The 23,389-nt window shown below is 56.8% G+C and carries 22 protein-coding genes; 5 read left to right on the forward strand and 17 right to left on the reverse strand.

All coding sequences use genetic code 11. From position 1 onward, the window contains the following. The first annotated feature begins 1,103 nt into the window (after positions 1-1,103). A complete protein-coding gene (locus MWC30_RS08585) occupies positions 1,104-2,267 on the forward strand; it encodes an ABC transporter substrate-binding protein (protein ID WP_244083756.1) in 1,164 nt (387 codons plus the stop codon). Between the two features lie 138 nt (positions 2,268-2,405). Here the strand turns inward: MWC30_RS08585 and MWC30_RS08590 are convergent, their stop codons facing one another. Then, a complete protein-coding gene (locus MWC30_RS08590) occupies positions 2,406-3,251 on the reverse strand; it encodes an amidohydrolase family protein (RefSeq protein ID WP_244083757.1) in 846 nt (281 codons plus the stop codon). 261 nt (positions 3,252-3,512) lie between these two features. On the opposite strand from MWC30_RS08590, the gene MWC30_RS08595 reads away from it, so the two are divergent. After that, entirely contained in the window at positions 3,513-4,313 is an 801-nt protein-coding gene (locus tag MWC30_RS08595; RefSeq protein ID WP_244083758.1) for an inositol monophosphatase family protein, read from the forward strand. 286 nt (positions 4,314-4,599) lie between these two features. On the opposite strand, the gene MWC30_RS08600 is transcribed toward MWC30_RS08595, so the two are convergent. Then, positions 4,600-4,992, reverse strand: a complete 393-nt coding sequence (locus tag MWC30_RS08600) for a hypothetical protein (protein ID WP_244083759.1) — start codon at positions 4,990-4,992, stop codon at positions 4,600-4,602. A 301-nt stretch (positions 4,993-5,293) separates the two neighbouring features. Between MWC30_RS08600 and MWC30_RS08605 the strand changes: the two genes are divergently transcribed. After that, positions 5,294-6,223: an AEC family transporter gene (locus MWC30_RS08605; RefSeq protein WP_244083760.1), complete on the forward strand. Its 930-nt coding sequence runs from the start codon at positions 5,294-5,296 to the stop codon at positions 6,221-6,223. A gap of 99 nt (positions 6,224-6,322) precedes the next feature. Here MWC30_RS08605 and MWC30_RS08610 read toward each other — a convergent pair whose 3' ends face one another. From MWC30_RS08610 to MWC30_RS08620, 3 genes are all read right to left on the reverse strand, one after another. Further along, positions 6,323-7,714 (reverse strand): sigma-54 dependent transcriptional regulator, encoded by a 1,392-nt coding sequence (locus MWC30_RS08610; protein WP_244083761.1) that lies wholly within the window; start codon positions 7,712-7,714, stop codon positions 6,323-6,325. Then, positions 7,711-9,024 carry a dihydroorotase gene (locus MWC30_RS08615; RefSeq protein ID WP_244083762.1) on the reverse strand — a complete coding sequence of 438 codons (1,314 nt, stop codon included), beginning with the start codon at positions 9,022-9,024 and terminating at the stop codon, positions 7,711-7,713. The genes MWC30_RS08610 and MWC30_RS08615 overlap by 4 nt, the downstream gene beginning before the upstream one ends. Before the next feature lie 130 nt (positions 9,025-9,154). Further along, the gene (locus MWC30_RS08620) at positions 9,155-10,072 is read right to left on the reverse strand and encodes an aspartate carbamoyltransferase catalytic subunit (protein WP_244083763.1); all 918 of its coding nucleotides are present in this window, start codon (positions 10,070-10,072) and stop codon (positions 9,155-9,157) included. A 344-nt stretch (positions 10,073-10,416) separates the two neighbouring features. Here MWC30_RS08620 and greA point away from each other — a divergent pair, with 344 nt between their 5' ends. Together greA and rpsT are read left to right on the forward strand one after the other, a co-directional pair. After that, positions 10,417-10,887, forward strand: coding sequence for a transcription elongation factor GreA (gene greA, locus MWC30_RS08625; RefSeq protein WP_244083764.1), 471 nt, complete (start codon positions 10,417-10,419; stop codon positions 10,885-10,887). Between the two features lie 193 nt (positions 10,888-11,080). After that, positions 11,081-11,359: a 30S ribosomal protein S20 gene (gene rpsT / locus MWC30_RS08630; protein ID WP_244083765.1), complete on the forward strand. Its 279-nt coding sequence runs from the start codon at positions 11,081-11,083 to the stop codon at positions 11,357-11,359. A 46-nt stretch (positions 11,360-11,405) separates the two neighbouring features. On the opposite strand, the gene holA is transcribed toward rpsT, so the two are convergent. The 12 genes from holA to MWC30_RS08690 form a co-directional block, all read right to left on the reverse strand. Next, on the reverse strand, positions 11,406-12,413 hold the full coding sequence (gene holA, locus MWC30_RS08635) for a DNA polymerase III subunit delta (RefSeq protein WP_244083766.1): 1,008 nt from the start codon (positions 12,411-12,413) through the stop codon (positions 11,406-11,408). Positions 12,414-12,415: 2 nt separating this feature from the next. Further along, positions 12,416-12,937 (reverse strand): LPS assembly lipoprotein LptE, encoded by a 522-nt coding sequence (gene lptE, locus MWC30_RS08640; RefSeq protein WP_244083767.1) that lies wholly within the window; start codon positions 12,935-12,937, stop codon positions 12,416-12,418. Positions 12,938-12,967: 30 nt separating this feature from the next. Then, positions 12,968-15,457, reverse strand: coding sequence for a leucine--tRNA ligase (gene leuS, locus MWC30_RS08645; RefSeq protein WP_244083768.1), 2,490 nt, complete (start codon positions 15,455-15,457; stop codon positions 12,968-12,970). Between the two features lie 230 nt (positions 15,458-15,687). Next, positions 15,688-16,284 (reverse strand): peptidylprolyl isomerase, encoded by a 597-nt coding sequence (locus MWC30_RS08650; protein WP_368860821.1) that lies wholly within the window; start codon positions 16,282-16,284, stop codon positions 15,688-15,690. Positions 16,285-16,289: 5 nt separating this feature from the next. Next, on the reverse strand, positions 16,290-18,845 hold the full coding sequence (locus MWC30_RS08655) for a cation-translocating P-type ATPase (RefSeq protein WP_244083770.1): 2,556 nt from the start codon (positions 18,843-18,845) through the stop codon (positions 16,290-16,292). After that, positions 18,838-19,536 carry a sulfite exporter TauE/SafE family protein gene (locus MWC30_RS08660; RefSeq protein ID WP_244083771.1) on the reverse strand — a complete coding sequence of 233 codons (699 nt, stop codon included), beginning with the start codon at positions 19,534-19,536 and terminating at the stop codon, positions 18,838-18,840. Before MWC30_RS08660 ends, MWC30_RS08655 begins: the two co-directional genes overlap by 8 nt. Before the next feature lie 14 nt (positions 19,537-19,550). Further along, positions 19,551-20,021 carry a cytochrome c gene (locus tag MWC30_RS08665; RefSeq protein ID WP_244083772.1) on the reverse strand — a complete coding sequence of 157 codons (471 nt, stop codon included), beginning with the start codon at positions 20,019-20,021 and terminating at the stop codon, positions 19,551-19,553. A gap of 38 nt (positions 20,022-20,059) precedes the next feature. Then, on the reverse strand, positions 20,060-20,347 hold the full coding sequence (locus tag MWC30_RS08670; protein ID WP_244083773.1) for a hypothetical protein: 288 nt from the start codon (positions 20,345-20,347) through the stop codon (positions 20,060-20,062). Between the two features lie 156 nt (positions 20,348-20,503). Continuing rightward, positions 20,504-20,773 carry a hypothetical protein gene (locus MWC30_RS08675; protein ID WP_244083774.1) on the reverse strand — a complete coding sequence of 90 codons (270 nt, stop codon included), beginning with the start codon at positions 20,771-20,773 and terminating at the stop codon, positions 20,504-20,506. Positions 20,774-20,792: 19 nt separating this feature from the next. Continuing rightward, positions 20,793-21,056, reverse strand: coding sequence for a hypothetical protein (locus tag MWC30_RS08680; protein WP_244083775.1), 264 nt, complete (start codon positions 21,054-21,056; stop codon positions 20,793-20,795). After that, complete coding sequence (locus MWC30_RS08685; RefSeq protein ID WP_244083776.1) at positions 21,057-22,007, reverse strand: cbb3-type cytochrome c oxidase subunit II; 951 nt, start codon at positions 22,005-22,007, stop codon at positions 21,057-21,059. Then, positions 22,004-23,371: a cbb3-type cytochrome c oxidase subunit I gene (locus MWC30_RS08690; protein ID WP_244083777.1), complete on the reverse strand. Its 1,368-nt coding sequence runs from the start codon at positions 23,369-23,371 to the stop codon at positions 22,004-22,006. Before MWC30_RS08690 ends, MWC30_RS08685 begins: the two co-directional genes overlap by 4 nt. Positions 23,372-23,389: the final 18 nt, after the last annotated feature.

The raw sequence follows: 23,389 nt of genomic DNA on the forward strand, positions 1-23,389 counted from the left end.
CGGTCCACCAGTTCCATGGAATTACCGACGAACTGGAAAGGGCGGAGCGCAAAATCGAGGGTGTACTGAAGGGCCGTATTCCAGGCATCCGTGACGTACCGGCGACATTCTCGAAACCTCCGGTTCGGGTTTCTGTTACATTGCCGGACGGCTCCATTCTCTACAGCTCTGACAAACGACTTTTGAACACTGCGATGCCGAAAGCGTTCTGGGAAGACTGCTGCAAGAGTCAGGGGGCAGGAGCGAAAGGCGCTGCATTTCACTATACCACCCATCAGAATCGGGTCCTTCGGTGCTTTCAGGTTCTGGACTCCCAAAAAAACGATTGCGACAGTCGTTTTCAGCCTCGATCAGGCCCTTTTTTCCGGAACCCTGCAAACGATCCTTCTCAGGGCTCTCAAACGGTTGGGAACTGTCGTTGCTTGCGGGGCCTCCCTCCTGCTTCTCCTGGTGCTGATTCCACGTCCACGGAAAGAGGGCGGCACAGGCTTTTCGAGGCATAGAAGCTCGACGATCTTTTTCATGGTGATCACGTCAGCCCCGTCTATTTGGACAGTGTTGGGACCTCTCAGTCGAGCGTCGGCAGGATCCTGATGATGTACGGTGTCAGCATGATTTATACTCCAAACGGTTGAGGTCTTGACTTATTGTTGATCCTGCAGGAGCGGCTTCCAGCCGCGACAGAAATAGCGAGCTCCCAGTAGAATCGCGGCTGGAGGCCGCTCCTACGAAAGTCAAGATTTGAACCGTTCGCAGTATACATCGGCCCGTTCATCAGCAGGTTTGTGGATGCGTCGTCAAAGGGTTTGATGAGTCCATGCTGAAAAGAGCACGGGAACGTGCCTTAAAAATGGGTCGAAAGGGGGAAATCAAACCTGAAATCGCTGCTTGTGTGGAAAGAATTCTTCTGAGCGATTTCTTGGATCCGGATGTGATCCGCTTGCCCCTTTATTCTCCACAGGCGGTGATCCTGAATCATCGCATGTGAAAAAGGCTTTTCGCCAAACCGGATCAGGTGCCTGATCTGGTCTATATCGATATATAAAAAATCGTTGCCAAGCTTCTTGAAGTGGATTTGAAGAATCCCCGAAGCTACGGAGGTCATGATGAAAATATTGTTAAAAATAATATTAGTTTTAGCCACTTATATTTTAACCGTGAGCGCTCCTTCAGCGGCTCAGGACAAGCAGGTCTTCAGTACGGCACCCGTCACGAAGGACGGTAAGAAATGGCAGATTGCCTACTATGAAGGGGGGCCCTATGTGGATTATCAGAAAATACTGGGAGAGACGGTTCGTGGACTCATGAAGCTCGGCTGGATTGAAACGGCGGATTTACCCGCACAGAAAGGTGAAGAGACAAAGCCGCTCTGGGACTGGCTGGTCTACGAAGCCAAAAGCGACTACCTGGTTTTTTTGCCTGACGGTCATTATTCGGCCAATTGGGATGAAGACTTGCGGAGCCTGACTGTTCAGAAAATCATGGAGCGATTGAACCACAAAAAGGATGTGGATTTGGTCATAGCCATGGGCACTTGGGCGGGAAAAGACTTGGCCAATGACAACCATTCCACTCCCACCCTGGTTTTTTCCAGCAGCGACCCGGTGTCTGCGGGGATCATCAAAAGCATCGAGGACTCGGGTTTTGAGCATGTCAATGCCGCCATCGATCCCTATGTTTATGAGAGGCAAATTCGCGTCTTTCACGAGATAATGCATTTCAAAAGACTGGGTGTGGCCTATGAGGACACTGACGATGGGAGGAGCTACGCGGCCATCAGGAAGATCGAAAAAGTTGCCAAAGAGTGTGGATTTGAAATCGTTCGATGCTTCACGGTCAGTGATATTGGTGACATACCGGCAGAGGTGGAAAGTGTGAAAGAGTGCTTCCATAAATTCGGCAAGGAAGCCGATGCAATTTATGTCACTCAACAAAGCGGCGTCAGGCTGGAAAGTATCCCCGACCTCGTGAAGATTGCGAACCAATATCGCATCCCGACCTTTTCACAGGCTGGCTCCGAGGAGGTAAAGTATGGTTTTCTGACCAGTATTGCACCGGCTGGATACAGATACTTCGGTGAATTTCACGCTCAAACCATGACCAAAGTCCTCAACGGTGCAAAGCCCAATCAGCTCACTCAGTGCTTCGAACAGCCCTCCCAAATCGCCATCAACATGGAGACGGCCCAAATCATCGGCTTTGAACCTCCCATAGTCCTCCTGGGCGCGGCAGATGAAATCTTTTACAAGATCAGCCCGACCCAATGAGGCTAAGAGTATGCCGTTTAAAATTCCCCGCTTGCTCAAGAGGGGAATCGAAGCAGATTTGGCTCCCGAGGAGATGAATTCTTAGACAGCCTCTGAGAGGAGACAATCCCTCAGTGGCTCTCCTGGGGCATGGGGGACTCACAGGTCGTCTCCAAAAAGTCGGGTCGCATTTTCCCCCATTATGTCTGCTACCTCTTCCGGGGCTAGGTCCGCCTGTTCCAGTTCCTTAAAATAACGAGCGGGGGCGAGGAGGGGGTAATCACTTCCGAAAAGGATTTTCCCCCTGCCGAGGATCCTGGACATGTGGCTGTAGATGGCAGGAGTATAGAGAAAAGGCGATGCGGCCGTATCGTAGTAGACATCGGCCAACACTTCAGGCGCTTCCCGCTTCAGCAGTTCATAGAAGCACAAGCCTCCGCCCCAGTGCGCCAGGATCAAGGGGATTCCGGCCGCCATCCTGGCGAGGGAATAGTAAAAGCCCAGCCCCAACGGTGCCTTCCCCGGGTACATGTGTCCGACGGGCTCGTTGGCGTGGACCAGGAGGATGCCCTTGTGAGATCTGCAGCATTCCACCAGTTCCTTATAAAAGTTGAGGGCCGCATCTTCCGCGCAGGAGGCGTATAATGCCAGCTCCCCCAGCCCTCTGGCTCCCCCCCCGAAGCACCGTTCCGCCTCCCTCGGCCCTGCTGCGTCCATAGGATTGAAACAGGCCATGGGAATGAGCCGAGGGGCGTACTTCGAGGCCATTTCCAGCACGTAGTCGTTGTGGCGTTTGGCCAGCTCCATGTTTTGCCAGGGGAAACCGAAGACCACTGCACGCTGGATCCCGTCTCGATCCATCACCTCCAAAAGAGATTCCGCTCCGGCCAGTTTGGCTTTGGGCGAATCATAAAGCTGCTGGAAGACGTTCTCTCCCTCAAAAAAGTGTTGACGTGACTGGACGATATCGGGCGGGAAAATATGAGTGTGCACATCGATTTTCATGGCTGGCCTCGTGGCGGTTGGCATATGAGAATGAAAAAAAAGTATAAAAATCCAATGTATGAGATTTTCAATGGGGAAAGATACCAAAATTGTTTGCCACTGTCCACAAGGGCCTCGATAATGATTGCCGTGATTCTGTGGATGAATCGTCCGGGCATGGGGAGATGAAACAGAGGAAGGCGGTTCCATGGCCTGGTAGAGCGTGACTGGTGGAAGTTTTCGGCACAGGTGATAGCGCTGAGGATGAGAAAGTCGAGGAGCATGATGATCCGTGAAATGGAGCGTGTGGCAAGGTTGGCGTTAGAGCAGGCGGGTGAATTGATCCGGGAGGGCATTGGCAATGTCTCCTCGGGAGCTGTCCATACCAAGGGGATCTCCGATTACGTCACCGATGTGGACATGGAGAGTGAGGCCATGATCGTGAAAGTCATCCAGGAGCATTTCCCGCAGCATCACATCATGGCGGAAGAATCGGAAAACGATGGGTTGAAAGAGGGATTCACCTGGGTCATCGATCCCATCGACGGCACGGCGAATTTTATCCATGGATTTCCCTTTGTGGCCATCTCCGTGGCGGTCTGTCAGGACGGTTTGCCCATTCTGGGTTTTGTTCTGGATCCCGTGCACAGGGAGCTTTTTTCGGCACGAAAAGGGGAGGGAGCTTTCTTGAACGGGGCGCGCATCTTTCTGCGAGACCACCAGGACTTGCGGGAAACGATGATCGCCACGGGCTTCCCCCATCGCGAACGGCGCCTCATCGATCCTTACCTGGAGGTTTTTAAAAATGTCTTCCTGGAAACCAGCGGCATCCGGCGGGCAGGGGCGGCAGCCCTTGACCTGGCTTACCTGGCTGCGGGGCGGGTGGATGGGTTCTGGGAGGCGGGGCTGAAAGCCTGGGACATTGCCGCCGGGGCATTGCTGGTGCAGGAAGCCGGCGGTATCATTTCCGATTTCTGGGGACTGGAGGGTTATCTGAGCAATGGGCATATCGTTGCAGGGACGGCCCTGACTCACGGTTTCCTGCTGGGCCAGGTGAAAACCTTCCTGGTGCCGGCCCTGTAACCCTCCTGAGCATATCACGCCCCTGGATTGCGACGCGCTTCCGCCCGCACGGCGAAAGCGTCCCTCCTGTGGCTGCCGGCTTCTTCATTCTGAGGCAAAAGGCAATGCATCGGCATCCCTCACCTGGGGGGCTGGTCCACTTTATGCCCTATCCGTATTGAAGGACTGCTTGTGTCGACAATGGTGCGTAAAACGCACCCTACATTCTGTGCTGCCTTGGCGTGTGGAAAAAGGGCACCTTTCCCACAAGGAAAAGGTGCCCTTCCAGCTTGCTCCTGGATGGGCATTATTGGGGCGGGGTGAGATTCATGGCCATGAGCTTCTTGCTGGTGTCAAAGACCACTTCCATTTTCTTGGGGGAAATGACCTTGCTGACGACGCCCAAACCGAACTGGCTGTGGATGATCAGATCCCCATCCTTGTAGCTGTCCGTGTAGTGGTATTCCGGAACGCCGTCCCTGCTGGCTTCCATGAGGAGCTGACGCCAATCATCCTCTGTCTTGGGCCTGGATACGCCTTTGTACAGCACGGAGGGAATGAGGTCCTCCTCCTCCCCTTCTTCCAGGTCCAGGTCATCTTCTCCGCTGAAATCCAGCTCTTCCCCCTGGTCGTAACTGAGGTCCCCCTCGTCGTCGAATTCCTCAATCAACTGATCGTTATCCATATCTTTCTTCGTCATGACTTCTCTCCGTTGGTTTCTTTGAATATTGACCGCATCATCATTGCGTCTATTAGAACTGATTCCAAACGTCAAGTTAATTTCAGCGGTTTCCGCCAGGCGGCTCCCTGCCGGGCGCTTTCATGGAATGGCGAAATGCTGTCTCCCCAAGGGTTGGACATTGAAATGATAACGCCTTCGGTGTAGTTTGTGCACGCCCTCCGAGGTCATTGGGACCAGCCGGGCGACAGTATTGCCACCATGGTCATCAGCGGCTGCAGGAAACAAGCCTCCCTGCAGGAACCGGCGAGATCAATCTTCCATGTTCGATGTCCTGATCCAAACCATCCTACCTATCTTCAGCATCATTTTTCTGGGCTATTTTCTGAAGATGAGGGAAATCATCGGTGCCGACTATGCCCGGACGGCCAACCAGATCGTGTTCAGCGTCGCCATACCCGCGATGATCCTCAATGAGATCGCTCAAGCTCCCTTTGGAGAAAATTTCAATCTGGGAGCGGTACTCTGCGTTCTGGCCGCTCTCGTTACCGCTGCGCTCGCCAGCCTGGGGCTCATGCTCCTCCTGAAGGTCTCTCCCAACCGGCGGGGCACCTTCATTCAAAGCAGCTTTCACGGGAATATCGGGTACCTGTCTTATGCGATCGCTTATTATGCCCTCGGGGCAGAGCCTTTCGCCCGCATGGCGATTCTGAGCAGTTTTGTCATGATGGGACAGAATTTTCTGGCCGTGTGGGCTCTCACGACCTTTAATACCGAATTCCGTCAGGGCAGGCCGGGCTGGGATTTGCTGAAGCACCTTCTGCGCAACCCCATCCTCGTGACAGTCCTGTTGGGGGTCATTTATTCAGCCCTGGGCTTTTCCATCCCCAAGCCATTCCAGAAGGGACTCGACATTCTCGGCGGCATGGCTTTTCCCACGGCGCTCCTGCTCATCGGAGCAAGCCTTTCCTTCGGCGCGTTCCGCCTCATGGTGCGTGAGATCATCGGGATAGGGATCATAAAGCTGCTCTGTCTGCCTTTGCTGGGTTACACGTTCATGGTTTTGGCCGGGGTTCCTCAAAACCTCCTTCTGCCCGGCATCATCCTGCTGGCCGCACCCCCTGCCACCGTCACCTACATCATGGCGATGGAGCTGGGTGGGCATCCCGAGCTGGCGGCCACAAGCGTCTCCATTTTTACTCTGATATCCGCTTTCACTTACAGCCTGATTCTCACACTCTTTGCCGGGTAGGCACGGGAGACCTGGCTGGGCCTCCGCAGCTTCCGCAGGTCCGTGGGCAAGCCTTTAAGCGGGGTGACCTGACACCAGTGCAGGTTGCCCCGGGCTCGCCTAATCTTCTCCCGTGTCGAGTCCATACTTGAGGAGGCGGTACCGGAAGGAACGGAAACTGATTCCGAGAAGCTCCGCAGCCTTGAATTTCACTCCGTGAGCCTGTTGCAGTGCCTGCTGCAGGAGCTTTTTTTCCACGTCCGCCAGGTAGCCGTCGAGATCGATCCCCCGGGGCAGTTCCGCAGGTATCGCCAGGGGATCGTTTCGGCTTTTCTTGTAGGTGGAAAGCGTCAGGCTGTCGGGAAGGATGATGCTCGACGATTCCATGGCGACACCACGTTCGATGATGTGCTCCAGTTCGCGCACGTTGCCCGGGAAGTCGTAGTGGTTGAGGATATCCATGGCATAGGAAGAAATTTTTCGTACATCTTTGCCGAACTGATCCCTGAATTTGGCAAGAAAGTGCTGAGCCAGGATGGAAATATCCTCTTTGCGCTCTCTCAGGGGAGGGAGCATCACGGGGAGCACGTTGAGGCGGTAGTAGAGGTCCTCGCGGAAGGTTCCCTCGATGACCATTTTTTCCAGATTGCGGTTGGTGGCGGAAATGATCCTCACATTGACGGCAATGTCTTCGGTATCGCCGATCATGCGAATGGTCTTTTCCTGGACCAGGCGCAGCAGCTTTACCTGAAGGGTGGGGGAGAGCTCCCCGATTTCGTCCAGAAAAAGCGTTCCGGTCTGGGCTGCTTCCACCAATCCCTTGCGGGTGGCCGCAGCCCCCGTGAAGGCCCCTTTTTTGTACCCGAACAGCTCGCTTTCAATGAGGTGCTCCGGCACCCCTCCACAGTTGACGACGACGAAGGGCTTGTCCTGGCGCGGGCTTTGCCGGTGGATCGCCTTGGCCACCAGTTCCTTGCCCGTTCCACTTTCGCCCGTGATGAGGACATTGCTGCCGGTGGATGCCACACGCTGGATGAGCTCATAAAGGCGGCGCATGGGAGGGCTTTCGCCGATGAGGCATCCGAAATAATACGGCCCTTCGGGTTTTTCCGGAACCTTCTCTTCGCCGGCGTCACTCTGGAGCGCATGGCGAATGACAGACCGCATTTCATCGATGTTGAAAGGCTTGGGGAGGTAGTCGTAGGCCCCTTCCTTCATGGCCGCTACGGCAGTTTCCGCACTGGCATAGGCAGAGATGATGATGACCACCGTTTGGGGAGAGAGGTGCCTGCACTGCTTGAGCACTTCCAGCCCATTGATGGGCTTCATGCGGATGTCGGTGATGACGAGCGCGAAGGGCTCCTGCCGGATGGCTTCCAGCGCATCCTTCCCCCCGGCTGCACAACGGACCTGGTATCCTTCCTTCAGGAGCATGACCTCAAGAAATTCACGCATGCTCCGTTCGTCATCCACAACGAGAATTTTAGGGGGTTCGTCCGAGCCTGCCTTCATGGGGTTATTCTGGAATAGGCAATGCTGCCTTTCACCAGGGTCATGAGTGCCTGTCCCTGCATGTGACGGCCATGAAATGGGCAGTTGCGGCTCTTGGATTCGAACTGGCCGGCATCCAGGATATAGGTCTTGTCGGGATCGATGACGGTCAAATTCACCGGCTCCCGGGTCTGGAGCGTTCCCAAAGGGACCCCCAAAATTCGGGCCGGGTTGCAGGAAACCTTGGCGATGGCCTCGGAAGGAGTCAGAATGTCTGCTCGCACCAGATCCAGAATGAGGGGAAGGGCTGATTCGAGACCGATCATTCCATTGGCGGCAAACTCGAATTCCGTGTCCTTTTCCAGCACGCTGTGAGGGGCGTGGTCCGTGGCAATGGCGTCGAGGGTCCCGTCGCGGAGGCCCCGTTTGATGGCCTGCACGTCATCTTCGGTCCGGAGAGGTGGATTTACTTTGAAAACAGGATCGAAGCCCATGAGAGCTTCGTCCGTGAGGGTGAAATAATGCGGAGCCGTCTCGGCCGTGACGGGAACACCCCTTTCACGGGCTTGACGGATGAGACGCACCGAGCCCGCCGTGCTCACGTGGGCGATGTGCAGGCGGCACTGAGCCAGCTCCGCCAGGATCAGGTCCCGTGCGATCATCACTTCCTCGGCGGCGCTGGGAATGCCGCGCAGGCCCAGCATGGTGGAGACGGTGCCCTCGTTCATGAGGCCGCCATGAGAAAGGCGGCTGTCTTCGGCATGGCTGATCACCGGGAGGTCGAAAATGCGAGCGTATTCCAGTGCCCTTCGCATGAGGAGGCTGTCCATGATGGGTCGGCCATCATCCGTGACGGCTACGGCTCCCGCCGCCCTGAGCTCTCCGATTTCAGAAAGGCTTTCCCCCTGGAGCCCCTTGCTGATCGCTCCGACAGGAAGCACGTGGCAGGCGCCTTCACGCTCCGCTCTCTCCAGGATGAAGCGGGTCACCGTGGCGGAATCGTTCACAGGCCGGGTATTGGGCATGCAGGCGACGGCGACATAACCTCCAGCCACGGCGGCACGGGTGCCCGAGGCGATGGTTTCCTTGTACTCTTCGCCGGGTTCCCGCAGATGGACATGCATATCGATGAGACCGGGAACAATCCATTTGCCCGTCATGTCCATTTCCTGGAGCTCAGCCAGCCTCTCGCGGGAGATTTCCAGGCGCGGCCGTATCTCCGCCACGCGCCCTTCCCAAATCAATACGTCCGCCAGGGCGTCCATCCCCTGGAGAGGATCGATCACCCGCCCGTTCCTGAAAAGAAAATTTCCAGATTTCCCCCGTTGCATGCGTTCATACTCCCTGGGAAGGAACAACCCCTGGGTTGTGTCCCCATCCCTGGCAGACAGCCTATGATTCGATCGGCTTGAGTTGCTGTTTTTACTGATGGCCAATGGCTCTCGACTGAAGACTGGAGGGCTATTTCTGAGAGACCAGATAAAGCAGAGCCATGCGCACGGCGACGCCGTTGGTCACCTGATCCAGGATGACGGAATGCGGTCCGTCGGCCACGTCGGGATTCAGTTCCACCCCCCTGTTGATGGGGCCGGGATGCATGACGATGACATCCGGCTTCGCCCGCTTCAGTCTTTCTGCGTTGATCCCGTAATAAACGGCATATTCCCGCAGGGAGGGCAGCAGCATCTGCTGCTGTCGCTCTTTTTGAAGACGCAGAACGATGATGACATCCGCGTCGGGAATGACCTCCTCCGGGTGCAGACACACCTGGACGCCCATTTGATCGATGTCGGAAGGAAGGAGCGTGGTGGGGCCGCACACGGCGATTCTGGCTCCCATCTTGGTGAGTCCCCAGATGTCGGAGCGGGCCACGCGGCTGTGAGCGATATCGCCGACAATGAGCACATTCAGCCCGTCCAGCCGCCCTTTGTGCTCCCGAATGGTCATCATGTCCAGCAATGCCTGAGAAGGATGCTCATGCATGCCGTCGCCCGCATTGATGACGGAAGCCTCCGTCCGGCCCGCAATGCGGTGCGGCGCCCCCGAAGCCGAATGCCTTATGACAAAGATGTCGGGCTTCATGGATTCAAGGTTTTTCACCGTGTCCAGAAAGGTTTCCCCCTTGACCATGGAGCTGGTCGAAGTCGTGATGCTGAAGGTGTCCGCGCTCAAACGTTTGGCGGCGATATCGAAGGAAGTTCGCGTGCGGGTGCTTGGCTCGTAGAAGAGATGAATGACGGTCTTGCCCCGGAGGGTGGGGACTTTTTTGATGGCTCGAGTGTTGATTTCCTTCAGTGAAGAAGCCATCTCCAGGATATGCTCCATTTCATGGACTTCAAGTTCTCGAATCCCAAGAATATCTTTTCTCTTGAATGGCATGTTCACCCTCTTCTCGTTAGAAACCGCTCCTTCCTCATTGAGAATGCCGCTACTTTACCATGAGATGCACCGGCGGCGGCAAGAAAATTGAATCGGCGTCGAAACTCTTTCCGGCGAAAGTCGTGCCGTTCCCCGGGGGATTTTGCTGGAAGCCCTCGTCAGGCTGGTGTGGATATGATAAAAGAATTTCCAGGGACGGCGCCGGCTTCAGACGCTCCCCGATGAAGCAGGGATAGCGAAAATCAGTGTCAAGAACGGGCTTGCCGGCAGGTGCGATCCGTCTTGACATGTTTGGCGAATATCATTAAATGGTCTCTCCATTGATTCCATGAAGGGAGAAGTAGATGCAAAGAGTACCCATCACCAAGAGCGGTTTTGAACGTTTGAAAATCGAGTTACAGCGCCTGCAGAAAGAAGAGCGACCTGCCGTCATCAAAGCGATTGAAGAGGCTCGCGGCCACGGAGATCTCTCGGAAAATGCCGAATATGAGGCCGCCAAGGACAAGCAGTCCCTCATCGAAGGCCGTATCCAGGATATTTGCGAGAAACTGGGACATTGTGAGATCATCGAGGGCTCGGAATCGGAAGACGGGAAGGCGATTTTCGGGTCTACCGTCGTGATGGAGGATCTGGAGACAGGAGAAGTCACCCGCTATACCCTGGTGGGGCCTTATGAAGCGGACGTCCAGGCCGGAACCATTTCGGTGACGTCTCCGCTGGGGAAAGCCCTCATCGGGAAGGAAGAAGGCGATGAGGTCCGCGTGCAAACTCCCAAGGGAATCCGCAATCTTGAAATCCTCGAGGTCCGGACCTGATCCGTTTTGCTCCGACCGAAAAGCAAGTGTACGAGTGTATCAAATAAAAACACCGTTATGAATTGCCTTGACAGCCTTTCCTTTGACGTTATAAAGTGGGTTTTCTTGAAAATTTGTCCTTCTGCGTGTTGAAGGAAAGACTTCATTTATAGTTTGGAACACTGAAATCCATATTTCTAGAGGAGGTTAAACCTTGGCCAATCACAAGTCAGCCGTTAAGCGGGCAAAACAGAGCGAAGCGCGGCGCCTGCGCAATCGGATGCGAAAAACCCGCATGAAGAACGTAATCAAGGATGTTCAGGAAGCCATTTCTTCCAATTCGACCGAGCTTGTAATGGAACGTCTGCGACAAGCCGTCTCCACCATCGATCGCACCGCCGGCAAGGGCGTTATTCATAAGAACAACGCAGCACGCAAGATTTCCCGATTGACCCGGAGAGTTCAGGAGTTTCTGGCTGCGAAAAAAGCTTAAAGCTTTGCTGTTGCTATGGCCCGACACGCCCCTGAGGAACCAGTCCTCAGGGGTTTTTTTGCTTGATGCGGCAGAGCTCCAGGACGAGGGATTCCAGGATTCGCTCGGGAGACGTGCCGCTGCCCTTGAGGGCTCGATCGGCGTGGCGCAGGGCGCGGTAAGCGTTGAACAATTCGCTTTCAGAAAACTGGGAGGCCTGCTGCAGGTACTTCTTGACGACAAACTGAGAGAGGCCGATGCCCTGGCCGATCTGGGGCAGGGGCAGCCTCCGTTGTTGTCCGTCTCTCACCTGCCAGACGAGCCGAATCTGCCTGGCCAGCAGAGCCAGGATGCCCAGGGGTGATTCCCCCGAAAGCATGAGGTTCCTCAGGCTGTGAATCGCCCGGTGGGTTTCATTCTGCCCCACATGCTGCAGGAGCTCAAAGACGGAATGGCTCCTCTGCATGCTGACCACCTGTTGAACGTCGGAAATGTCGATGACTGAGCGCTCTCCCACATAGATGGAGAGCTTTTCCAGTTCCATTTCCAGGCAGGCGAGATCCAGTCCCACCTGCTCAAAAAGCAGCAGAGCCGCTTGGGGAGTCAACTGCTTCCCCTGTGCCTTGGCGCGCTCCTGAAGCCACCGGGGGGCTTCCCCTTCGGTGGGGGCGGTAAACTGGACCACAACGCCCGCAGCCTGAACGGCCTCCTCCAGCTTGTCCATTCCTTTTTTCTGGAAAGCACTCAGAACCAGGCAGGCGGTGGGGTGGGGACGCCGGAGATAGGCTTCCAGGCTCTGGCGCTGCTCCTTCGGCCACTCTTCCACATGCTGAACCAGCAGGAGCTGCTTACCACCGAACATGGGCAGGGTGCTCACCCGCTCCAGGACCTCCTCAGCGGTGTGCTCCTTGGCGGTCCATCGTTCGCCGTTGAAGTTTCGTGCTTTTGGGGGAACAATTTTTGCCACCAGCCGGTTCCACGCTTCCTCCATGAGCAATTCCGCGTTGCCCGTAAACAGGTAGACGGGTGCGGGAGGGGCCGTTTCCACATGCTTTAGAAATTCATTGAGCAGCATGATCAGAAGTTGCTGAGGAAGCGGTCATGGATGCGGGAGGACATTTCCTTCGCCAGGAATTCTTCGGCGCGGCGTCGATTGTCATAGCTGACCATGGGATCGGGATCCTGGATGTAAACCTGGTAGTAAGTGAACTGCGGATCCTGCCAGAGAATCTCCCCCGTTCGAGTATCCTCACAGCGTATTTCCAGGGTCACATAAAGCCGGCTCAGGATCGTTTCCTCAAAAGCCTTGTGGGCCACTTCCGATGTATAAATGTTGCGGATGCGTCCACGGAACACCACATCGCTCTGATCCTGCGGAACGACCTGGATATCCCCCTTCTGAAGGAATTCACTGCGCAGAGCCCCCGCAAAAATGCTCCCCAGGTCCGGCTCCGAAGTGTTGTTGGCAAAAACGGGGATGGAGACCTTGTGGATTCCCGGGCGGGGCCCCGCGCCTTCGCCCGTGAAATGGTAGCCGCAGGCACTCGCCAGGAGGAGAACGATGCCCAGAGTGGCTGGTAGCCTCGTAGAAAGCTTCATTCGATCTCTTCTTCCCCGCTGATCTTCCTGTCAAATGACGATGTTGATGAGCTTCCCGGGAATGACTATGACCTTCTTAACGGATTTCCCGGCGATAAAGTCCTGGATCCGTCCGTCCTGAAGGGCCGCAGCCTTCAACTCCTCCTGCGAGGCATCCGGCGACGCCATGATGCGGCTTCGGAGCTTCCCGTTTACCTGTACGACGATAACGATCTCTTCCGCCTGGAGAGACTCTTCGCGCCAGCGCGGCCAGGGAGCGGTCATGATGCTCGTGGTATGGCCCAGTGCCCGCCAAAGTTCCTCGGCGATGTGAGGAACAATGGGCGAAATGAGTAGAACCACGGTTTCGGCGGCCTCCTTCACCACCGGCCAGAGCGAATCTTCCTTCGGTGGAGACTCCAGGACCTGGTAGACCTGGTTCACGAGCTCCATGACCGAGGCAATGGCGGTGTTGAAGTGGAAGCGGTCCCGGATGTCTTCCGTCGCCTTCTTCATGGTCTGATGGGTCTTGCGATGGAGATCCGACAGAGCTTTGGGCAATTCTCCGTTGCCGGAATAGGCCGAAACGTTCAGCAGGGTTTCTTCGTTGTCCGAAACCATCCGCCAGACGCGCGACAGGAATCGGAAGGAGCCTTCGACCCCCTGATCGTTCCATTCCAGGTCCTTCTCGGGAGGTGCGGCAAAGAGGCAGAAAAGGCGAACGGTATCGGCCCCGTAAGCCTGAATCATTTCATCGGGATCCACCACGTTGCCCTTGGATTTGCTCATCTTGGAACCGTCCTTGATGACCATCCCCTGGGTGAGCAGATTTTCGAAGGGCTCGTCCACGGCCAGGTATCCCATGTCTCTCAGAACTTTGGTGAAGAAGCGGGAATACAGCAGATGCAGCACCGCGTGCTCGATGCCGCCAATGTACTGATTGACCGGCAGCCAGTATTTCACCCGGTCGAAGTCCAGGGGGCCATCCTCATATCCTGCGGAAGCAAAGCGCGCAAAATACCACGAGGATTCCACAAAGGTGTCCATGGTGTCGGTTTCCCGCCGCGCCGTAGCCTTGCATCGGGGGCAGGTGGTCTTGAAGAAGGGCTCGTGAACGGGCAGAGGCGATGCCCCATTGGGGAGGAGGGCCACGTCGGTGGGAAGCACCACGGGGAGATCTTCGGCCGGAACCGGAACCGCACCACACTTGTCGCAGTAAATGATGGGAATCGGCGCTCCCCAGTAGCGCTGGCGGGATATTCCCCAGTCGCGCAAACGGTATTGGACGGTGCGCTCACCACGCCCCTTTTCCGCCAGTTCCGCCGTGATGGCTTCCCTCGCCTGGGCTGAGGCCATCCCGCTGAACCGGTCCGAATGGATCAGGACGCCGTCCTCTTCAAAGGCTGCTGTGAGATCCTCCAGCCGGGGCGGCTCAGCGGCGTCCTGAGGCTTGATGACGACTTTCATGGGGAGGTCATACTTGCGCGCAAATTCGAAATCCCGTTGATCGTGGGCAGGCACGGCCATGACCGCCCCCGTTCCGTAGGCCATGAGCACGAAATTGGCCACGTAAATGGGCATTTTCTCGCCCGTTGCCGGATTGATGCAGCAGCTTCCCGTGAAAACACCCTCTTTTTCCATGAGCTCCGTTTCACGGTCACTGCGCTTGGAAAGTTTGGCATGCTCCACGAACTGCCGCACAGCCTCTTCTTGAGGTGTTCCCCGGCTGAGCTTCTCCACCAGGGGGTGCTCCGGTGCAATGCTCATGAAGGTCGCCCCGAACAACGTGTCTGCCCTCGTGGTGAAAACCGTGATCTCGCCGTCACCGGATTCCAGGGGAAAAATCAGCTTACTGCCGTAGCTCTTGCCGATCCAGTTCTGCTGCATGACAAGGACCCGCTCCGGCCAGCCGGGAAGCTTGTGGGTGTAATCCAAAAGCTCATCCACGTAGTCCGTGATTTTGAAAAACCACTGGTCCATCTCTTTTTGGATGACGGGTTGATCGCACCGCCAGCAGGCGCCGCCTTCGACCTGTTCGTTGGCCAGCACGGTGTGGCACGTTTCGCACCAGTTGACGTAGGCACTCCGACGATAGGCCAGCCCCTGCTCGTACATCTTGAGGAAAAAGAGCTGCTCCCAGCGGTAATAGTCCACATGGCAGGTGGCGATTTCACGCGACCAGTCGTAGGAGAAGCCGAGCTTTTTGAGCTGGCCGCGCATGTAGTCGATGTTTTCGTAAGTCCATTTGGCCGGGTGTGTGCCGGCTTTGATGGCGGCGTTTTCCGCGGGCATCCCGAAAGCGTCCCAGCCCATGGGATGAAGAACGTTGTAGCCCTGCATTCTCAGAAATCGGGCCAGGACATCCCCAATGGAGTAATTGCGCACGTGCCCCATGTGGATCCTGCCCGAAGGGTAGGGAAACATTTCCAAAAGGTAAAATTTTTCACGGGAGGGGTCTTCCTGTACCTTGAAGAGCTCTTCCTTCTCCCAAAAATCCTGCCATTTTTTTTCCAGTGTTTTCGGTAAATACTTGGCTTCCATGCGTCACCCTTCAGTCATGAATCCGGAACGGTGCGGAACGATTTCTTCCGGGGCTTTCCATCCCCTCCCGCACTCGAAAAAGTCTGTGTCGAAAGCTGCCGTTTTGTAGCATATGCTAAATCTTTTCGCAACATGCACATTACACTGGAAAAATGACGCCGCAGGCTCCCTGGTGTCAGCTCCTTCCGGCGCAGGCGGAAAGGCCTCATCCCCTTTCCGCAGTGAAATGCTTATTTCAATCGGGTGACGCTCACGATGACGACGGGATTTTTGGGCACATTCTGGTAGCTGCCCATGGTGGTCGTTTCGACCTTCTTGATCTTGTCCACCACGTCCATGCCTTCGATCACTTTTCCAAAAACTGCGTAGCCGAATCCCTGCGGGGTGTTGTCCTTGTGGTTCAGAAAGGCATTGTCCTTCACGTTGATGAAAAACTGGGATGTGGCACTGTCCACAATGTTTGTCCTGGCCATGGAGATGGTGCCGCGATCATTCTTCAATTCCGCGGAGGCTTCATTTTTGACGGGCTCGTGGGTGTCCTTCTTTCTCATGTCCGGGGCGAAGCCGCCCCCCTGGATCATGAAGTCGTCGATGACTCTGTGGAATATGGTACCGTCATAAAATTTTTCGTCGGCATAGCGCAGGAAATTCTTCACCGTGGCGGGTGCCTTGTCTTCAAAGAGCTCCACCCGGATGTCACCCAGGGAGGTCTTTATGACAACGACGGGGTTTGCCGGTGTCTTCGCTTTCTCTTCAGCGGCAAAGGCGTTCACGCCGAAGGACAAAAGGATGAGAGCAACAAAAATTCCCGATACGAGCCGATGCATTCTGTTCATACGGTTCTCCTTCCATGATGCTTTCTTGAAATGCGCAACGTGTTTCCGATCACCGTGAGGCTGCTGGCAAACATTGCCGCGACAGCCATGATGGGATTCAGCATTCCCGCCACAGCCAGGGGGATGCCGAGAACATTGTAAAATAGAGCGAAAAAGAGATTCTGGCGGATGATGCGCACCGTCATGTGCGACAGATCCAGCACTTCCAGGAGCTTCTCGGGATGTCCCGTCATGAGGGTGATGTCTGAAGCTTCCTGAAGGATGTTGGAGCCCGTCCCGAGGGCGATTCCCACATCCGCTCGAGCGAGCGCCGCGGCATCGTTGACTCCATCCCCCATCATGGCCACCCGATGCCCCTCCTGCTGCAGCCTTCGAACGATTTCTACCTTGTCTACCGGTAGAGACTGTCCCCGGAAATGCTCCACACCCAGGCGCTGGGCCACGGCCTGAGTGGTCTCCTGAGAATCCCCCGAAACCAGGTGGACAGTCAAGCCTCTTTGCTGCATTTGCCTCAGGGATTCTGCCGCGCCTGCCTTGATGCTGTCTCCAAACGCCAGGTAACCCTGGACCTCACCTTCCCAGCCGAAAAAGAGGACCGTATTCCCGTCGCTTTCCAGTTTTCTTGCGGCATCATCCATGTCGCGGGGGCACGTAAGTCCTTCCCGCTTCATGAATGCCCGGTTTCCAACGGCGGTGGGGGTGCCGCGGATGCACCCCCTTGCCCCCAGCCCCTCGAAGTATTCGAGGCGGGTCGCCTCCTCCAGCTGGAGGGAGAGCTCCCGGGTTCTGCGCAGGATCTCCCTGGCCAGGAAGTGCCCGGCGCCGGTTTCAATGGAGGCTACCCGGGCGAGAGCCTTGTGCTCGGGCATTCCCCTGGTGACGATCTTCTGCAGTGAGAAAACGCCCTCCGTGAGGGTCCCCGTTTTATCGCAGATGAGCACGTCCAGGTCCCTGGCTCTTTCCAGAGCCGAGGGATCCCGGATGAGTATCCCTCGGGACCTGCCGGCTCCAATGGCTGCGACCTTGGCGAGGGGAGTCGCGATCCCCAGGGCGCAGGGGCAGGTGATGACCAGCACCGTTACGGCGCGCAGGAGGGTTTCATGGGAAGGCAATCCTCCCACCATCCATCCCCAGCCAGCTGTTCCTGCAGCCAGGAGCAGAACGATGGGGACAAAGAATCGCGTCAACCGGTCTGCCAGGACTTCGAAGGAATTTCTTGCCGAGAGGGCTTCCTGCATGAGGGCGATCATCTGGCCGATGGCGCTTTCGCTGCCGGTGCGGAGAGCCTGGAGATGGAGCTCTCCTCCCAGAAGCAGGGTGCCCCCCATGACGGTCTCCCCGGGGCTCTTCTTCATGGGACGCGATTCCCCTGTCAGGAAGGAGGCATCCACTTCGCCCGTACCCGCCAGGACCAACGCATCCAGAGGAATCCGTTCTCCCCCTGAAACCCGGAAGCTGTCTCCAACTTCCACGGCCTCCGACGCGACCCATTTTTCGATTTTTTCCAGGCACAACCGCACCTTTCCCCGCGAGAGGGAATAGAGTTCCGTAATGCCCTGTGACACGGTATCTCTCGCCCGGAGCTCGATGTACCTTCCCAAAAGCACGATGGTGATGAGCATGGCGGCCGTATCGAAATATAAATGCAGGCTGCCGGTCACGAGTCCTCCAAGGCTGTAGAAATATGCTGAAAGGGAGCCCACCGCAATGAGGGTATCCATGGAGACGCTCATGTGCCGCAGCCCCAGGAACGCCCGCTTCAGGATGGGGTATCCGCCGTAGAAGACCACCGGGGTGGCGAGGAGCCAGAGAGGATATGAAAGATAGCCGATGGCTCCCTCTCCCAGGTCCTGGAAAAACCCGAAATAGAGAACGAAGGAAAGCATCATGATATTGGCGGTCAATATGGCCGACACGCCCAGGGGCAGAAGGTGATTTTTCCTCTCCTCCATCATGGGGGGGCGGTCTTCGCCGGCCGGGCGCGCCGTGTAGCCGAGCTTCTCGATGTCGGCAAGAATGTCCCGCGGTTGAATCCGGTGCGGCAGGTAGACGATCCGGGCAAGATCCGAGAGGAAGAAAACCTGGACCTTCACGATTCCGGGAGACTTGCGCAGGACCTCCTCCATGAGCCAGGAACAGGCGGTGCACCACATGCCGTCCACATGAAGCACCAGTTCCTTGGCCAGGCCCGCCTCGAACTCCCGGGGTCCACCTTCCGGCAGGGGAGCGCTCCCCTGCCTCTTTTCGGGCACATCTTGAATCTGGAGCAGGTCTTCCTCGCTGCGCGGGATAATCCCTGAATCCACGCAGACGCGGTAGAGCTCGGTGCTCCGGAAATCCACACCCTGCGCCTGCGGGTCGTTGAAGAGAATTTCAAAGACATGCATGCAGCCGATGCAGCAAAATCTGTAACGTGTCCCCTTGAGGGTGCGCTCTGCTCGGGAACGTCCTACGGGGAGTCCACAGAGGCTGCAGAACCTCCGTTGAGAATCGTGGGGCTCTGTAGTCGACTCCCGAGGCGGGTCCACGGTATGTGCCGGGGGGTCAGCCAAGGATGCGGGATCCCCGCAACAGAAGAACGATGCCCATGAAGACAATGGAGATGCCGGCGACTTTTTCGCCCAGAAAGCGCACTCTTTGTGAAAGGAACGAAGCGCAAAGACCGGTGAAGAAAAGGGGAGGTACCGTTCCGCATCCAAAGAGCACCATGGTGACAAATCCCTGGACAGGATGCCCCGTGGAGGCCGCCGTTACGATCATGGCCCAGGAGAGGCAGCAGGGAATGAGCCCTGTGGCCATGCCCAGAAGGACCTTGGACGGGATGGTCTTGGAGCGGAAGAGAGGATGCATCCAACGGCCGAGAAGGGAGACCTGGGGGGAGGAGAGAGCGGAGAGGCGTTCGGGCAGCGGAATGGCTTTGAGCAGGACGAGCCCCAGAAAGACGAGCAGGCCGCCCGCCACATAGGACATGGCACTCCGCCCATGGTAAAACCACCGGCTGAGGTCGACGGCGCGGAACAACCCTGCGGCGAGTGTCCCCAGCAGTCCGTAGGTCAAAAGCCGGCCCAGGTGAAAACCCAAATGATGGAAAAATCCCAGGCGCAGCGGAAAAGCAAGTGTGGTGACGGAGGAAGAGACGTCCGGTTTCAAATGCAGGGAATAGGCCAGTACGAGAGGCCCGCACATGCCCAGGCAGTGAAGACTCCCCAGGAACCCGATGCTCAAGGGAAAGAGAGAAAACATGCTCAGAGGTTCATCTAGCTGCCGGAAGAGCTGCCGAGAAATCGGATATAGTGGACAATGGCCCAAAGGTCTTGAGCGGAGACGGTATAGGCCATGGGCGGCTGACGTTTGATCCCGAAGCTCAGGTTGTAGAAGATTTCACCGTCCGTCATGGCTTGAACTTTTGGATCCCTGAGGGCGGTGGGCAGAGGATGGAAGCTCTGGCCAACGGTGCCATTGCCGTCGGCTTTGGGGCCGTGGCACATGATGCAGTAGACGGCGTAGCTCTCCCTTCCCTTGTTGGTGGTTTCCTCAGAGAAGGGGAGAGGGTTCCGAAGGCTTTTGGGATCGGACTTCTTGAGGGTTTCAATCCCCCCTCCCACGGGAATGGTCCCTGCGGGCATTTCCGGAAGTGCCGTCTTATAGGTCTGCAGCGCCTCCTGCTCCTTCATCCTGGCGTAATCACAGCCCGGGAGACTGCACAGGAGCACGAGCCATACGGCCATGCATCCAATCCGTTTCATCATGCCTCGATGAGATCGCATCATTTGGCACCCCCCGCCGATTGGGGTGGGGGTGGAGTCACCCCCGGGATATGCTGAGGCGCCAGAGGCGGCTGATCGCCAAAGACCTGCCGCGATTGATGGGTGGAATAGACCGACTGAGACGGGATGTCCTGGACCACGCTGAAATCCCACGAAGGGGGCCCCTTCTCTCCAACGGCCATGAACACAAAAATCCCCCAGCAGAGAAAGCCCAGCGCAATGGCGGATACGATGCCCCAGCTGCGAAGGTCGAATGTCTTGTCCCTGTCTGAAAATATCGCTCTCATCTTCAGCTTCCTGATTTGAACCGGTTGTTTAAGATTGAGCCTGGTGTTTACCGGCTAATGACCTTAAGCTTCAGCCCTTCGGCCTGGCACGTCCTGCAGGCGCGTGTCCGGCGTCGCCGCCCGGCAACGGTCCGAAGGGATGAATCCTGGAGAGCTCTAAAAAGCCGGTCCTTTGATCCCAACCATGAAGGCATAAATCAGGGCAAAGGCGGCCACTCCCAGGAGCACGAGGGCCACGACGGGAGGGATAGGGTTGTGATCCCCCCGGATGCCTTCGGCATATTCCGCCAAGTCCTTTTTCCCGCCCTCTGGCGTACCCGGTCGGCCATAGGTGTAGAAGGCAGTGAAAAGCACAGCCACCGCAATAATGCCGAGGAAAAGCCCGATGATTACATATTGAAAATCCAGAATGGGAAAGTATCTCATGGAGCTGATTCACCTCTTGTTACAAGTGGTAGAGAGACAGGATGACGGCACACAGCATGCCTGCGGCGCCCAGCCCCAGGATGAACACGAGCACATAGCCTCCACGGCTGGGGGGGAGTGGCTCCTGGGATGAGGCCTGCCCCGGCATTGCGTCGATGAGGGGCAAAAATCTCGCGCGCCCCTGCTGGGAGAACTGTCCTGACCGGACCGCCCACACGAAGGCGATCAGGGCTGCCCATATGCTCAGGACCACGAGAAGAATCCACCCTCCATAATAGGCCATCTATCGCTTCTCCCCATCCGCCGGTTCATAAGACGCATCGATGCCGCGCGGCTCCGTATTGGCGTCGGTTTCCCCGATGAAAGTGACCGCTACATAGTTGCCCACATCCCAGATCTTTTCAGACTCCAGGTCACGCTTGAAGTAAGGCATGGCGGTTCCCGTGATGCCGTTCATGATCTGATAATACAAAATGCCTCCCGAGACTCCGCGTCCCTTGAGGGTCGTAAAATTGAGAGGAGGCGGATACAGGTGAGGGGCTGCCGGACCCATCCCGTCTCCCACGGGGCCATGGCAGCCGATGCAGAAGCTCTGATAGATCCTGTGTCCTCGCGTCAACCCGGCTTGAGACGTGGGGTAAGGGTTGGGCAGCTTCCTCCAGGGTTCGGGGACGAGATCATGCAGCCACGCCACATTGCCGTCCGTACCCTTTTCATAGGCCTCGATGGATTTTGGCTTCCACAGCCGCTGCCGCTGCATCCGTGCGTCTGCGTCCTTGTATCCCAGGCTCTGCTTGTAAGCGATGAGAGCCGTGATGTTTTCCGTGCCCAGGAAAGCCCATTCAGGCATGATGGATTCAGGGCGAACATAGCGCGGGTTGATGAAATGCGCCATGTGCCAGTCGTCGGGATGCTCACCGCCTTCCTGGGAGAGATCCGGTCCCGTCCGTTCGGTGCCCAGCAGGTGGGGCTGTTCCGCGATATAGTCGCCGGCCTGGGCAATGCGCTCAGCTCCCAAATCCCAGTCGATCCTCCGGATGAACTGGGAGTGGCAATAAGAGCAGCCGTTCTTGACGTAAAGCTTCCGGCCCCGCTCCTCCAAAGCCGTTCTGGGGCGATGGATGTCCGAGGGCTGGTCCGTCATGGTCGCCCAGGGAAGAATGACCACCACAAAAAGCACTACGCCGAAAATGAGGCTGCCGCCGAGAACCAGCAGTGGAGGGGTCATCTTCATGAGGCCTTCCTCCCGGTCTTGAAGCCGTAAAGGCTCATGTAAATATTATACAGGCCGATAAAGGCTCCCGAAACGATGAGAATGCCGACGGACAAGCGCAGCACCATGTAAGGATGGATTTCCGGGAGCATCCGGTAGACGGTTTCCCCGTTCAGCCACCCGTGTCCCTGGATCAGACCGGCTGCCGTCAGGACGGTGAAGAACCCCGACATACCCAGGAGAACCAGCCAGTATTGCATGTCCGCAAGGAATTTGCTGTGAAGAGGGCGCCCCGTGATGCGGGGGAGGATGAAATAGATGCCTCCAAGGGCGATGATGCCGGAAAACCCAAGCACCCCCATGTGGGCATGGGCGACGACCCAGTTGTTGAAATGGGTGATTCTTTGCACCACCGGCAGGGCCTGCAACGGCCCCTGAATGCAGGTGAGCAGATACCAGACGGTCCCGGCAAGGACGAATTTCCCTCCGGTGTCGCCCAGGATGTAAGGGATCCTTCCCCGCATGGTCAGCCACAGATTGATTAAAACCGCCGCCACGGGAACCAGCATGGCAATGCTGCCCGTGATGGCGATGACTTTGAGCCACGTCGGTGTTGGGGCCTGCAGGATGTGGTGTGTCCCGATGTGTGTGTAGATCATGAGCAGGGACCAGAACCCCAGCAGGGAGAGGGAGTGGCTGTAAAGAGGGGCCCGGCAGGTGATGGGGATGATGTAGTAGGCGATGGCCACGGCAAAAGGAGTCAAGAACAATCCCACGACGCCGTGTCCGTAAAACCAGGCCAGAATACCGTCGGGGATGCCCGTGATGGAACCGGTGAAAGGGTTCCACATGGCGTTCCCGAAAAAATAGATGAAGGCCGTGAAAACAAAGGCGCCGAAGATATACCACACGGAAACATACAGGATCTCTTCTTCCCGGCGCTTTACCGTCTGGAGGAGATTGTAAAAGCCCAGGCCCAACGAAGCCATCACAATGACATCCACGGGCCAGATCCATTCGGCATACTCCCTGTTCTGGGAGAACCCGAGGGATAAGGTGAGTGTCCCCAGGACGACGGCGAGGTTCCACAGCCAGACGGTGATCTTGCCCAGGCGTTCACTGTAGAGCGGGGTGCGCACCAGGGTCGGGACGAGATAGTGGGCGGACCCGATGAGGGCCGATCCCACAAAGCCGAAAATGACTGCATTGGTATGGATGGGGCGAATGCGCCCGAAGACGATCCATGGAATATTCCCCAGCAGTTCGGGTGCGATGAGCTGCACCGCCCCCGTAAATCCCGCCAGGGTTCCAAAAACCATCCAGACCGCCGAGCTCAGGTAGAAGGCCTTCGTGGTGCCGTGGGGCTCCTCCCTCAACAATTCCAATGCGATTCCCCCTCTCTT

Origin of the sequence: Desulforhabdus sp. TSK, assembly GCF_022836495.1 — a bacterium.
GTDB lineage: Bacteria > Desulfobacterota > Syntrophobacteria > Syntrophobacterales > Syntrophobacteraceae > Desulforhabdus.